The sequence below is a fragment of the Microbacterium commune genome (assembly GCF_014836945.1).
In the GTDB taxonomy this organism is placed as follows: domain Bacteria; phylum Actinomycetota; class Actinomycetes; order Actinomycetales; family Microbacteriaceae; genus Microbacterium; species Microbacterium commune.
The window spans coordinates 115,743-129,169 of the sequence record NZ_JACSPX010000002.1; the positions used below are offsets into that span (position 1 = coordinate 115,743).

A 13,427-nucleotide genomic window follows, 5' to 3' on the forward strand; every position below is an offset into this window, starting at 1 on the left:
AACGACGCTCAGGCTTCGACGTCGCCGCGCCACGCGCCGGTCTCGCCGCCCCGGCCCTCGATGAACTTCTTGAAGTTGTCGAGATCCTTCTTGACCGCGTGCGAACCGGCACCGACCAGTGCGCCCACCTTCTCGAGCAGACCCTGCGGGTCCCAGTCGATCTGCGCGGTCACTCGCGTGGTGCGGTCGTCGAGCTTGTGGAAGGTGACGACACCGGCGTGCTCGGTCTCGCCGCCCACGCTGCGCCAGGCGACGCGCTCATCGGGGTGCTGCTCGGTGATCTCGGCGTCGAACTCGCGCTGCGCACCGCCGACCTTGACGACCCAGTGGTTGTGCGTGTCATCGATCTGGGTGATCGAGACGACCTCGTCGAGGAAGTGCGGGAAGCTCTCGAACTGCGTCCACTGGTTGTAGGCGACGGTCACGGGGACGTTCACGTCGACGGTCTCGATGATCTGGGGCATCTTCAACTCCTCGCTTCGGGGATGGACCTCCCAGTGAGCCCGATCAGCGGGCGGCGCGGGAGGGGGTTGACGGCAGGGCCCGCGAGGGTCGACTCAGACCGCGCCGACGCCGAAGACGAGCCCCAGCGCGTAGGTGATCGCCGCCGCGCCCACGCCGATCGCCAGCTGGCGCAGGGCGCGCTTGAGGGGCGGCCCGCCGGAGAGGATGCCCACCATCGCGCCGGTGGCGAGCAGGGCGATCCCGACCAGCACGAGAGCGACGATGATCGCCGTCGTGCCGCTGAGGCCGAAGATCCACGGCAGCACGGGGATTATCGCCCCGGAGGAGAACAGCAGGAAGCTCGAGATCGCCGCGGCCCAGTCGCTGCCGATCACCTCGTGGTCGGCGTGCGTTCCGATCGGTCCTGTCGAGTCGCGGCGGATGCCCGCCTGCGCGGCCTGCACGACGCGCTGCGCGCGGATCAGCGACTCGTCCTGACCCATGCCGCGCGCGCGGTAGACGAGGGCCAGTTCGTTCGCGTCGATGTCGAGGTCGCCCGCGTTCGCATCGGCATCGCTGTTCTCCTCGGTGGATGCCAGCAGCTCGCGCTGCGATCTGACGGAGACGAACTCGCCGGCACCCATCGAGAGGGCACCCGCCAGGAGTCCGGCGATTCCGCTGAAGAGCACGAACGGGCCGCTCACGCCGGTGGCGCCGATGCCGAGCACCAGCGCGAGGTTGGAGACGAGACCGTCGTTCGCGCCGAACACGGCCGCGCGGAACGAGCCCGACAGTCGTCGGCGTCCGCGCGCGGCGAGCCCGCGGACCACCTCGTGGTGCACCTTCTCGTCGGCGCGCATCGCGGCCGTCGCGAACCTCTCGGTGTCGTACGGCGATCGGGCTTCGGCGCTCTGCGCGAGGGCGAGCACGAAGATCGATCCGAAGCGCGAGGCCATCCAGCCGAGCATCCGCGAGCGCAGGCCGGCCCTCGGCAGCCTCTGCGGCTCTCCCCCGAGAAGGTCGAGCCAGTGCTGCTCGTGACGGCGCTCCGCGTCGGCGAGCGAGAGCAGGATCTCGCGCTCCTCTCCGTGGCGACGTGCAGCGAGGTTCGTGTAGACGGCGCCTTCGGCGCGCTCTTCGACCAGATAGCGTGCCCACTGCCGGCGATCGGCGGGGGTGGGCTGTGCGGGCGCGTTCATGCATCCTCCGTGCTGTGGGGAACAGTCAACGGTATCGACGGCCACGCGCAGGAACCGCGTCAGGACAGCGATTGACAGGATTTCGGATGCCCGAAGCGCAGGCCGCTCAGGAGCGCACGCGCTTGCGCAGCACGTCGATCCGTGACTGCAGCTGAGTGACGGTCGCCTGCGCGACGGCGGGTCCGCCGCACACGCGCCGCAGCTCGGCATGCACCGCACCGTGCGGCTCGCCGGTCTGCCTGGCGTACAGGCCGACCAGGCTGTTGAGCAGCTGCCGCTGCTCGCGCAGGGTGCGGTGCAGCGGCGCCGGCAGGGTCGACTCCTGCTCGGGAGGAGCCGCCGCCTCACGCGCCTGGCGCAGCTTGCTCTGCCGAGCCTGACGCTGCATGAGGAGGTCGTGCACGTGCTCGGGCTCGAGCAGCCCAGGAAGCCCGATGAACTCCTCCTCCTCCGGGGTGCCGGGTTCGGCCAGCTGGCCGAAGTCCTTGCCGTCGAAGACGACGCGGTCGAAGTGCGCGAGCGAGGAGATCGCCTGGTAGCTGAACTCCTGCGTCAGGGCATCCGACGCATCGTCCTCGCGATTGGCGCTCTCCAGGAGCGAGTCCTCGAGGCCGTCGTCGTCCTTGGTCTGACGGTCCAACGCGTGATCGCGCTGCTTCTCCATCTCGTTCGCGAGCGTCATCAGCACGGGGACGTTCGGCAGGAACACGCTCGCCGCCTCACCACGCCGGCGGGCGCGCACGAAGCGCCCGATCGCCTGCGCGAAGAACAGCGGCGTCGAGGATGAGGTCGCGTACACGCCCACCGCGAGTCGGGGCACGTCCACACCCTCCGACACCATGCGCACCGCGACCATCCACCGCCGGTCGTCGGCGCTGAAGCGCTCGATCCGCTCCGACGCCGATGCGTCGTCGCTGAGCACGACGGTGGGCTGCTGCCCGGTGATGCTGTGCAGGATCTTCGCGTAGGCGCGGGCCACGGTCTGGTCCGTGGCGAGCACCAGCCCGCCGGCGTCGGGAACGTGGTGGCGGATCTCGGAGAGGCGCCGGTCGGCGGCGCGCAGCACCGCGGGCATCCACTCCCCCTCCGGGTCCAGCGCCGTGCGCCAGGCCTGCGAGGTGACGTCCTTGGTGTTGTCCTGGCCGAGGTGCGCCTCGAGCTCGTCGCCGGCGCTCGTGCGCCAGCGCATCTTCCCGGAGTACATGTGGAAGAGCACGGGGCGCACGACGCCGTCTTCCAGGGCGCGCCCGTAGCCGTAGGCGTAGTCGGTGCTGGAGACCCGTGCTCCCGATTCGTCGGGCAGGTACTCGACGAACGGGATCGGCGCGGTGTCGCTGCGGAAGGGCGTGCCCGAGAGCAGCAGCCGCCGCTTCGCCGGACCGTAGGCGTCGCGGATCGCGTCGCCCCAGCTCAGCGCGTCACCGCCGTGGTGCACCTCGTCGAGGATCACGAGCGTGTTCGCGTCTTCGGTCAGATGGCGGTGCACCGACGACTTCGCGGCGACCTGCGCATAGGTCACGACCACTCCGTGGTACTGCCGCGACGGCACCCAATGACTGTTGCGGAATCGCGGGTCGAGGCGGATGTGCACCCGCGCGGCGGCATCAGCCCACTGCGTCTTCAGGTGCTCGGTGGGCGCGACGACGATGATCCGGTTCACCTCGCCCATGCGCAGCAGCTCGACCGCCAGCGTCAGGGCGAAGGTGGTCTTTCCGGCGCCGGGGGTCGCGGCGACGAGAAAATCGCGCTGATCGGCCTGGAAGTACTGCTCGAGCGCCTCGCGCTGCCATGCTCTCAGCTTGTCGGCGGTACCCCACGGCGCGCGCTGAGGAAAGGACGGAGAGAGCATCGCATCTACGATAATCCAGCCCGCCGACAGTTCGGTTCGAGGCCGGGGGTAGGCTCGGATGCTGTGCTCGGGGCGCCCCCGGCACTTCCTGTCGAAGGAGAGACGATGCTCGATCAGGATTCGACGCGCACCCCGTACGTCGCCAACCAGGGTCCGCATCCGTGGCGACGATTCGTCGCGGTCGGCGACTCGTTCACCGAGGGCATCGGCGATCCGGACCACCGCGCGCCGGGCGGTCACCGGGGCTGGGCCGATCGGGTCGCGGAGGTGCTGTCCCAGGACGTCGACGACTTCGCGTACGCGAACCTCGCCGTGCGCGGCAAGCTCATCGCCCAGATCGCCGCGGAGCAGATCGAGCCGGCTGTCGCCCTGAAGCCCGACCTCGTGTCGATCTGCGCCGGAGGAAACGACGTGATCCGTCCGCGCACCGACCCCGACGACATCGCCGCTCAGCTCGAACGCGCCGTCGAGCGCTTGGCCTCCACCGGCGCCGCTGTCGTGCTGTTCACCGGCATCGACACGCAGTTCACACCCGTGTTCCGGCCGTTCCGCGGCAAGGTCGCGATCTACAACGAGAACGTGCGCTCGATCGCCGAGCGCCACGACTGCATCGTGGCCGATCAGTGGGCGCTGAAGGTGATCCAGGACACCCGGTTCTTCGCCGACGACCGGCTGCACCTGAACGCGCTCGGCCATCACGAGGTCGCGCGCATGGTGCTGCGTGCGCTGAACGTGCCGAACGCCCTGCAGCCGATGCAGCCGGATCCGATGCCGGTGCGCACCTGGCGCGAGGCGCGCACCGAAGACATCGGCTGGGCACGCGAGCACCTCGTGCCGTGGGTGCTGCGGCGTCTGCGGCACCAGTCGTCTGGAGACACCATCGCCGCGAAGCGTCCCGACGCGATGCCGTACCTGCGCCGCGACCTCGACTGAGGGCGGGTCCGCTGCTCAGCGCGTCGCGTAGAACGCCACCGCCGACGCCGCTGCGACGTTGAGCGAGTCCACCCCTCCCATCATCGGGATCGTCACCCGTCGATCCAGCAGACGGTCGGTCTCGGGCCGGATGCCGTCGCCCTCGGTGCCGAAGATCAGCGCGAGCCGCTCGGGTGACTGCGCCACGAGATCGTCGAGCGTGATCGCGCCGTGTCCCAGGGTCATCCCGGCGACGAGGTACCCGGCTGAGCGCAGGTCGTCGATGCCGTCGGGCCAGCGGTCGATCCGCGTCCACGGCACCTGGAACACGGTGCCCATCGACACGCGCACCGCACGGCGATAGAGCGGGTCGGCGCAGGTGGGGCTGACGAGCACCGCGTCGACGCCGAGTGCCGCGGCGGATCGGAAGATCGCCCCGACGTTGGTGTGGTCGGTGAGCCCCTCCAGGACGGCGATCCGCGAGCGCTCCGTGTCGATCTGCGACAGCAGGTGCTGCAGGCGTGCCGGCTCGGGCCGGTGCATGGCCGCCATGACCCCACGGTGCACCGCGAATCCGGTGAGCTGCTCGGCGACCTCGTCGGTCACGACGTACACGGGCACGTCGCGCTGCCCGAGCAGTTCGGCGACGGCATCCGTCCACTTCTGCTGCGTCAGCATCGACCGGGGGCGGTGCCCCGCCTGCAGAGCGCGCTCGATGACCTTCGCCGATTCGGCGATGTACAGCCCGCCGGCCGGCTCGCGCACCCGGCGCAGGGCCGTGTCGGTGAGCGAGCGGTAGTCGTCGAGCACCGGGTCGTGCGCGTCGCGGAGGTGATGCAGCTGCATCCGTCCATGCTGTCAGGTCGAGACGGCCCCGACGCGCCGTCCTCCGCATAGACTTTCGGGGTGCAGTCGCTCGAGCTCTCGGACACCGCCTCCGACGCCGTCGAGCGCACGGTCGGGCTGCTGCAGGACCGGCCGTTCGCCGTGCTGACCGGCGCGGGTGTCTCGACCGATTCCGGCATTCCCGCGTACCGCGGCGCGGGCGCACCACCGCGCTCGACCCCGATGACCATCCGGACGTATCTCTCCGATGAGGCCGCGCGTCGGCGGTACTGGCTCGGCGGTCATCTCGGCTATCGTGCCTTCACCGCGCCCGACCCGAACGGCGGCCACCGTGCCCTCGCGGCGCTGGAGCGCGCTGGCGCGGCGACCGGGGTCGTCACCCAGAACGTCGACGGACTGCACCTGCGCGCCGGCAGCCGCCGCGTGATCGAGCTGCACGGCACCATGCACCGTACACTCTGCCTGCACTGCGGGCAGGTGTACGACCGCCGGGCGATCGCCGAGCGCATCGAGCAGCTCAACCCGTGGGTCCTCGTTCCTGAGAACATCGTGCTGAACCCCGACGGCGACGTGTCGCCGGAGAGCACAGCAGGATTCGTCATCCCCACCTGCGAGATCTGCGGCGGGATGCTGAAGCCCGACGTGGTGTACTTCGGCGAGTTCGTGCCGACCGCGCGCTTCGCGCTCGCGGAATCGCTCGTGCACGCCTCGGCCGCGCTCGTCGTGGCAGGCACATCTCTCACGGTGAACTCCGGCATCCGCGTGATCGAGCGCGCACGACGGCGCGACATGCCGATCGTGATCGTCAATCACGAGCCGACGAGGGCGGATGCCTGGGCCGACGAGGTCATCGAGGGCGGCACGACCGAGGTGCTCACCGCGCTCGCCGCCCGTCTCGGAGCTCTCTGAGCGGTGCACATCGGGGCGTCGCCTAGGCTCGAGTGGTGACCCTGCTGACACTCGTACGCCACGGACAGACCGACTGGAACCTCGCTCGCCGCATCCAGGGCACGACCGACATCCCGCTCAACGAGACCGGGCGCGACGATGCCCGCAGAGCCGCCGCCGCCCTCGCCGACGAGCGGTACGACGCGATCTATGCGAGTCCGCTGGTGCGCGCGCAGCAGACGGCTGAGATCATCGCCGACGAGCTCGGCCTCGGCTCGCCGGCGCTCACTCGCGGGCTGCGCGAGCGCACCTTCGGCGAGGGCGAGGGCATGCTCGTCGAGGACTACCTGAAGACGTGGAGTGACTGGACCTCGGCCGTCCCCGGGGCGGAGACCCTCGAGGAGGTGCGTGAGCGCGCGCTGGACTCGCTCGAGCGGATCGTCCGCGCCTCGCGTCGACGGTCGGCACCGCGCGCGGAGTCGATCATCGTGGTCAGCCACGGCGGAGTCATCCGCTCGCTGCTCATGCACGTGTCTGGCGGGTCGCTGCCCCGGGTGGGCGATTCCCTGCACAACGGCTCGGTGCACCGCTTCGTCGCCGAGCCCGGCACGCTGCGCCTCCTCGAGACGATCCCGGTCTGAGTTCAGCGCCTCTCGATGACGGCTCTGGCGTGCCGCAGCACGGGCTCGTCGATCATCCGCCCCTCGAAGCGGAACACCCCCCGCTCCCCCTCGGCGGCGGCGATCACGGCCTCCGCCCAGGCGATCGTCGCGTGGTCGGGCCGGTATGCGTCGCGGATCACCGGGACCTGCTTCGGGTGGATGCACGCGGTCGCCCCGAACCCGGATGCCACGGCATCCGCGGCCTCGGCGGCCAGACCGTCGACATCGTCGATGTCGAGGTGCACCGCGTCGACGGCCGTGCGGCCGTACGCCCCCGCCGCGAGCAGGATCTGAGACCGGGCGGCGCGGGCGACGTCGCGGTAGCGCCCGTCGGAGAAGCGGCTCGACAAGCCGCCGAGCGAGGCCACCAGGTCTTCGGCGCCCCACATCAGGCCGACGACGCGCTCGTGGGCGGCGATCTCGCCGGCGCGGTGCACCCCACGGGCGGTCTCGCACAGGGCGATCAGCCCGAACTCGGCGCCGAACGCATCGAACGCCGCCGGGTCGTCGCTCTTGGCCACCATCACCGTGCGAAACGGCGTGCGTCGCAGCGCACCGACGTCGCGGGCGAACTCCGCGGTCTCGGGTGCGTTCACACGCACGATGACGCGACCGGGGTCGAGGTCGGCGGCGACGATGTTCTCCCGCGCCTGCGCCTTGGCATCGGGAAGCACCGCATCCTCGAGATCGAGGATCACGGCATCCGCCTTCTGCAGCGCCCCCGCGAACCGCTCGGGGCGGTCGGCGGGGCAGAACAGCAGCGCAGGGCCCATGTCGAGGGTCATCGCTCGCCCTCCGGCAGACACAGCATCAGAGCGGTGCGTGTCGCCGTCGCCACGACGACGCCGTCCTGGTTGCGCCCGGTGTGCTCGATCGTGCAGATGCCCTGACCGGGACGGGATGCCGAGAGTCGCTTGTCGACGATCACGCTCTCGGTGTACAGCGTGTCGCCGTGGAACAGGGGATGCGGGAAGGAGATGTCACCCAATCCCAGCTGCGCGACCAGCGTGCCCTGGGTCAGCTGCGCGACCGACGCGCCCACCATCGTCGACAGGGTCCACATCGAGTTCATCAGACGCTGGCCGAACGGCTGCTGCGCATCGGCGAACGCAGCGTCCAGATGCAGCGCCTGCGTGTTCATGGTGAGGGTGGTGAAGAGCACGTTGTCGGCTTCGGTCGCCGTGCGACCCGGCCGGTGCAGATAACGCGCGCCGACCTCGAACTCCTCGAAGTACAGGCCGCGCTGGACGATATCGGTCATGCTCGCGCGCTATCCGACCAGGCCGAGCGAGCGGGCGATGACGAGCAGCTGCACCTCGGTGGTGCCCTCGCCGATCTCGAGGATCTTCGAGTCGCGGTAGTGCCGCGCGACGGAGTACTCGTTCATGAAGCCGTTGCCGCCGAAGATCTGCGTCGCGTCGCGCGCGTTGTCCATCGCGGCCTCGCCCGAGACGAGCTTGGCGATCGCCGCCTCCTCGGCGAACGGGCGGCCCGCGTCGCGCAGGCGTGCGGCGTGATGCCAGGCGAGTCGTGCGGTGTGCACGCGGGCGCGCATGCGAGCCAGCGTGAACTGGGCGTTCTGCCTCGTGCTGAGGGCCGCGCCGAACACCGTGCGCTTGCTGGCGTAGTCGACGGCGGCCTCCAGGCATCCCTCGGCCGCACCCGTCGCGAGAGCCGCGATCGCGATGCGTCCCTCGTCGAGGATGCTGAGGAAGTTGCGGAACCCCTGGCCGCGCTCGCCGAGCAGATTCTCCGCGGGCACGCGCACGTCGTCCAGGGTGAGCGGATGCGTGTCGGATGCATTCCATCCGACCTTGTCGTACGCCGGTTCGACGGTGAACCCCGGGGTGCCGTTCGGGACGATGATCGTCGAGATCTCCTTGCGCTCGCCGCCGTCGGCGCGTGGCACGGTGCCGGTGACGGCGGTCATCGTGACGAAACGGGTGATGTCGGTGCCGGAGTTGGTGATGAACTGCTTGCTGCCGTTGAGCACCCACTCGCCGCCGTCGAGACGCGCCGTCGTGCGGGTGGCACCCGCATCGCTGCCCGCCTCCGGCTCGGTGAGACCGAAGCCCGCCAGCGCCTCGCCCGCCAGCAGCGCGGGCAAGTGCTCCTGCTTCTGCGCCTCGGTGCCGAAGCGGTAGACGGGCATGGCCCCCAGGCTGACGCCGGCCTCGAGGGTGATCGCCAGCGACTGGTCGACACGGGCGATGCCCTCGATCGCGAGGCCGAGCGCCAGGTAGTCGCCGCCCTGACCGCCGTACTCCTCCGAGAACGGCAGACCGAAGAGTCCCATCTCCCCCATCTGCCGTACGACGTCGAGGTTCAGGGTGTGCGTGCGATCGGCCTCGTACGCCTGCGGCGCGACGACCCCCTCCGCGAATTCGCGCACCATCGCGGCGAGCTCGCGCTGCTCCTCGGTGAGGTCGACACCGGTCAGTTCGGTCTGGGCGCTCATGCTGTCTCCTGTTCGCTGACTCGTGCCACGGGCTGGTCCCGTCGCACCTGATCGCCGAGGGCGACCAGCAGGTGCACCGTGCCGTCGTGGGGCGCGAGCACCGGATGCTCCATCTTCATCGCCTCGATGGAGACGAGCGGGTCTCCCGCTCGCACCATGTCGCCGTCCGCGACGTGGACCGCCACGATGCTGCCGGGCATCGGTGCCCGGCCCTCGGGCCGGCTGGGCGCTGATGCGCGTTCGCGCTCGGCGAGACGGCGTCGCATGCGCTCCCGACGCGAGAGCGGACGCAGGCGCGTCGTCATGCCGTCGGCGAAGACCCAGACGGCGCCGTCATCGTCGACGGCCGTCGGGATGCCGTGCGCGTACGCTGTCGGCGCCTCGACGATGGTGTCGTCATCGGTGACGAACGCGATCGGCGGCGGCGCCGCCGAGCCTCCGATGCGCCAGCCCGGCAGCTCGTGCCAGATGTCGGCGGCGGAGGGACGACGGCCGAGCGGGGCGGCCTGCGCGGCAGCCGCGAGCATCGCGGGTGTCGGCTGCGGAGCGGTGAACGGCAGCATCGTCTCGATCAGACCCGTGTCGAGGTCGCCGCGACGCACCCGGTCGTCGCGGATCAGAGCGCGCAGGAATGCGATGTTCGTCTCGACGCCCAGGACGACCGTGCGGGCCAGCGCGGCGTCCAGACGACGCAGCGCGGTCAACCGGTCAGCACCGTACGCGATGACCTTCGCGATCATCGGATCGTAGAAGCCGCTGATCTCCGAACCGGTCTCGATCGCGGCATCCACGCGCACATCGCGCGGAGGATCGAACAGCAGGACGCGTCCGGTGGACGGCAGGAACCCTCTCTCGGGCGATTCCGCGTACACCCTCGCCTCGACGGCGTGACCGCGCACGGCCGGGGGCGCCTCGATCGCGCCTCCGGCGGCGATGTGCAGCTGCAGGGCGACCAGGTCGAGGCCGGTCACCTCCTCGGTGACGGGATGCTCGACCTGGAGACGGGTGTTCATCTCGATGAAGAACACGTCGTCCACGGCATCCGCCTCGACGAGGAACTCCACCGTGCCCGCGCCGACGTACTCGACGCTCGTCGCCGCGGCCACCGCAGCGTCGAGCAGGCGACGGCGCACGGCGTGGGGGAGGGTGGCGGCCGGCGCCTCCTCGATGACCTTCTGATGACGCCGCTGCAGCGTGCATTCGCGCTCGCCCAGGGCAATGACCGTGCCGTGCGTGTCGCCGAAGACCTGCACCTCGATATGCCGTGGTCGCTGCACGAGGCGCTCGAGCACCATCGCGTCGTCGCCGAAAGCCGCGGTCGCCACGCGGCGCGCGGTCGCGAGCGCTCCGGCGAGCTCGTCGCCCGAGCGGACGATCTCCATCCCCTTGCCGCCGCCGCCCGCACTGGGCTTCACGAGCAGCGGATAGCCGACCTCGTCGGCGCGAGCCCGGATCTCGTCCTCATCCATGCCCGCGGCGGTGAACCCCGGAACCACGGGCACGCCGTGGAGCGCGACGTGGTCGCGCGCGGTCGCCTTGTCGCCCATGATCTCGAGCGCGCGCTCGCCGGGGCCGACGAAGATCACACCGGCGGCGGCGCATGCGCGGGCCAGCTGAACGCTCTCGGAGAGGAAGCCGTACCCGGGGTGGATGGCCTGGGCCCCGGATGCCGCCGCGGCGGCCATGATGGCGGCGACGTTCAGGTACGAGTCCGACGCGGCGGAGCCGCCGATGTGCACGGCCTGGTCGGCCTCCTGCACGTGCGGTGCGTGCGCGTCGGCGTCGCTGTACACGGCGACGCTGCGCATTCCGAGCTCGCGCAGAGTGCGGATGATGCGGCGGGCGATCTCGCCACGGTTGGCGACGAGGACGGTGTCGATGGTCATGGCGATCACATCCGGAAGAGGCCGAAGCGCGGGGCGGGCAGGGGCGTGCGGGAGACGACGTCGAGCGCGAGGCCGAGCAGGTCGCGGGTCTGGTCGGGATCGACGATCCCGTCGTCCCACAGCCGCGCTGTGGCGTAGTAGGGCTCGCCCTGGGCCTCGTACTGGCTGCGGACGGGCATCTCGAAGTCGGCCCGCTGCTCGGGGGTCCACGGTGTCCCGGCCGCGGCGAGCTGATCCTCCTTCACCGTGGCGAGGACGGATGCCGCCTGCGCACCGCCCATCACCGAGATGCGGCTGGACGGCCAGCTCCACAGGAACCGCGGCGAGTACGCCCGGCCGCACATGGAGTAGTTGCCGGCCCCGAATGAGCCGCCGATGATGACGGTCAGCTTCGGCACGCGGGTGGTGGCGACCGCGGCCACCATCTTCGCCCCGTCCTTCGCTATTCCCCCTGCCTCCGCGTCCGTGCCGACCATGAACCCCGTGATGTTCTGCAGGAACAGCAGGGGGATGCCGCGCTGATCGCAGAGCTCGATGAAGTGCGCGCCCTTCTGCGCGGATTCGCTGAACAGCACACCGTTGTTCGCGATGATGCCGACGGGGTGGCCGTGCAGCCGGGCGAACGCGGTGACCAGGGTCGTGCCGTACTCGGGCTTGAACTCGCTGACGCTGTCGGCGTCGACGAGCCGGTCGATGACCTCGTGCACGTCGTAGGCGGCGTTGACGTCGACGGGCACGACGTCGTAGAGGCTTCCGGTCTCCGCCGGAGCGATGCTCGGCTCGACCTGCCAGGCCGGCTGCGCCGGCTGAGGCAGGGTGGCGACGATGTCACGGAGGATCTCGATGGCGTGCTCGTCGTCGTCGGCCAGGTGGTCGACGACCCCGGATCGACGGGCGTGCAGCTCTCCCCCGCCCAGCTCCTCCGCCGTGACGATCTCGCCGATCGCGGCCTTCACCAGCGGCGGACCGCCGAGGAAGATGGTGCCCTGGCCCCGCACGATCACGGTCTGGTCGCTCATGGCGGGCACGTACGCGCCGCCCGCGGTGCACGAGCCCAGCACCGCCGCCAGCTGCGGGATGCCGGCGGCGGACATGCGCGCCTGGTTGAAGAAGATGCGTCCGAAATGGTCGCGGTCGGGGAACACCTCATCCTGTCTTGGAAGGAAGGCTCCGCCCGAGTCGACCAGGTAGAGGCACGGCAGGCGATTCTCGAGTGCGATCTCCTGAGCACGCAGGTGCTTCTTCACCGTCATCGGGAAGTAGGTGCCGCCCTTGACGGTCGCGTCGTTGCAGACCACCATCACGTGCCGCCCGTGCACGAGCCCGATGCCGGCGATCACCCCGGCCCCCGGCGCCTCGTCACCGTACAGTCCGTGCGCAGCCAGAGGGGCGACCTCGATGAAGGGGCTGCCCTCGTCGAGCAGCCGATCGACGCGATCACGCGGCAGCATCTTGCCTCGAGCGACATGCCGTTCGCGGGAGCGCTGCGGACCGCCGAGTGCCGCGGCGGCGAGGCGCTTGCGCAGCTCTTCGGCGAGAGCCTGCTGGGTGACCGGCATCGCGGGTCCTCCTTGACCGTTGCGGAAAAAATGCGCCAGACAGGTTAGTGTTCACTAACCCCGGCAATTCAGGTTAGCGAGGATTAACCGAAATGACAACGGCCGTCACGCCGCGCAACCGCGCCAAAGCCGAGCGCACCGATGCGATCCTCGTCGCGGCCGCCGAGCTGTTCGGCGCACGGGGGTACTCATGCGTCAGTCTGGAAGACATCGGCGCCGCCGTGGGCGTCTCGGGCCCTGCCGTGTACCGTCACTTCGCGGGCAAGCAGGCGCTCCTGGGCGCCCTGCTCATCGGCGTGAGCGAAGACCTCGTCGCCGGTGGCACGGCTGTCGTGCGGGACGCGACCGACGAACGCACGCGCATGGCGATGCTCGTGGACTTCCACGTCGACTTCGCGCTACGCAACGCCGCCGTCATCCGCGTGCAGGACCGCGACCTCTCGCACCTGTCCGAGGAGTCGCAGTCGGACGTGCGGCGGCTGCAGCGGGCGTACATCGGGCTGTGGATCGATGCGCTCGGCTCTCTCGTCGCGGGCGAGCGGGACCAGCTGCGTCTGCGTGTGCAGGCGTGCTTCGGGCTGCTGAACTCCACCCCGCACAGCACCTCGGCCGCCCTGCGCGAGCACGCCGACACCGCGCGCGTGCTCGCCTCGATGGCGTTGGCCGCCCTCACCGCCGGCGCGGACTGACCGCGCGCGCGTGGCCGTCTCGCGCCGACGGAGCA

The 13,427-nt window shown here is 70.4% G+C and carries 13 protein-coding genes; 4 read left to right on the plus strand and 9 right to left on the minus strand.

Translation table 11 applies throughout. The features are described from left to right. Window positions 1-8: 8 nt before the first annotated feature. The 3 genes from H9633_RS09880 to H9633_RS09890 form a co-directional block, all read right to left on the minus strand. Window positions 9-464 carry an SRPBCC family protein gene (locus H9633_RS09880; protein WP_071644432.1) on the minus strand — a complete coding sequence of 152 codons (456 nt, stop codon included), beginning with the start codon at window positions 462-464 and terminating at the stop codon, window positions 9-11. A gap of 93 nt (window positions 465-557) precedes the next feature. Further along, complete coding sequence (locus tag H9633_RS09885) at window positions 558-1,643, minus strand: VIT1/CCC1 transporter family protein (RefSeq protein ID WP_191713041.1); 1,086 nt, start codon at window positions 1,641-1,643, stop codon at window positions 558-560. Window positions 1,644-1,749: 106 nt separating this feature from the next. After that, complete coding sequence (locus tag H9633_RS09890; RefSeq protein WP_191713042.1) at window positions 1,750-3,492, minus strand: DEAD/DEAH box helicase; 1,743 nt, start codon at window positions 3,490-3,492, stop codon at window positions 1,750-1,752. 105 nt (window positions 3,493-3,597) lie between these two features. Here H9633_RS09890 and H9633_RS09895 point away from each other — a divergent pair, with 105 nt between their 5' ends. Further along, entirely contained in the window at window positions 3,598-4,425 is an 828-nt protein-coding gene (locus H9633_RS09895; protein ID WP_191713043.1) for an SGNH/GDSL hydrolase family protein, read from the plus strand. 15 nt (window positions 4,426-4,440) lie between these two features. On the opposite strand, the gene H9633_RS09900 is transcribed toward H9633_RS09895, so the two are convergent. Then, window positions 4,441-5,250: a TrmH family RNA methyltransferase gene (locus H9633_RS09900; protein WP_191713044.1), complete on the minus strand. Its 810-nt coding sequence runs from the start codon at window positions 5,248-5,250 to the stop codon at window positions 4,441-4,443. A gap of 60 nt (window positions 5,251-5,310) precedes the next feature. Here H9633_RS09900 and H9633_RS09905 point away from each other — a divergent pair, with 60 nt between their 5' ends. Further along, window positions 5,311-6,159 (plus strand): Sir2 family NAD-dependent protein deacetylase, encoded by an 849-nt coding sequence (locus tag H9633_RS09905; protein WP_071644422.1) that lies wholly within the window; start codon window positions 5,311-5,313, stop codon window positions 6,157-6,159. A gap of 35 nt (window positions 6,160-6,194) precedes the next feature. Beyond that, on the plus strand, window positions 6,195-6,779 hold the full coding sequence (locus H9633_RS09910) for a histidine phosphatase family protein (RefSeq protein WP_191713045.1): 585 nt from the start codon (window positions 6,195-6,197) through the stop codon (window positions 6,777-6,779). Between the two features lie 2 nt (window positions 6,780-6,781). On the opposite strand, the gene H9633_RS09915 is transcribed toward H9633_RS09910, so the two are convergent. Genes H9633_RS09915 through H9633_RS09935 form a run of 5 tightly spaced genes read right to left on the minus strand, consistent with a single transcriptional unit; the run spans window position 6,782 to window position 12,703 of the window. After that, entirely contained in the window at window positions 6,782-7,585 is an 804-nt protein-coding gene (locus H9633_RS09915) for an HpcH/HpaI aldolase/citrate lyase family protein (RefSeq protein ID WP_191713046.1), read from the minus strand. Beyond that, window positions 7,582-8,061, minus strand: a complete 480-nt coding sequence (locus H9633_RS09920; protein WP_191713047.1) for a MaoC family dehydratase — start codon at window positions 8,059-8,061, stop codon at window positions 7,582-7,584. Before H9633_RS09920 ends, H9633_RS09915 begins: the two co-directional genes overlap by 4 nt. 9 nt (window positions 8,062-8,070) lie before the next feature. Continuing rightward, window positions 8,071-9,258: an acyl-CoA dehydrogenase family protein gene (locus H9633_RS09925; protein ID WP_191713048.1), complete on the minus strand. Its 1,188-nt coding sequence runs from the start codon at window positions 9,256-9,258 to the stop codon at window positions 8,071-8,073. Next, window positions 9,255-11,144, minus strand: a complete 1,890-nt coding sequence (locus H9633_RS09930; protein WP_191713049.1) for an ATP-binding protein — start codon at window positions 11,142-11,144, stop codon at window positions 9,255-9,257. The genes H9633_RS09925 and H9633_RS09930 overlap by 4 nt, the downstream gene beginning before the upstream one ends. A 5-nt stretch (window positions 11,145-11,149) precedes the next feature. After that, a complete protein-coding gene (locus H9633_RS09935) occupies window positions 11,150-12,703 on the minus strand; it encodes a carboxyl transferase domain-containing protein (RefSeq protein ID WP_191713050.1) in 1,554 nt (517 codons plus the stop codon). A gap of 92 nt (window positions 12,704-12,795) precedes the next feature. Between H9633_RS09935 and H9633_RS09940 the strand changes: the two genes are divergently transcribed. Beyond that, a complete protein-coding gene (locus tag H9633_RS09940; protein ID WP_191713051.1) occupies window positions 12,796-13,392 on the plus strand; it encodes a TetR/AcrR family transcriptional regulator in 597 nt (198 codons plus the stop codon). The last annotated feature ends 35 nt before the right edge of the window (window positions 13,393-13,427 follow it).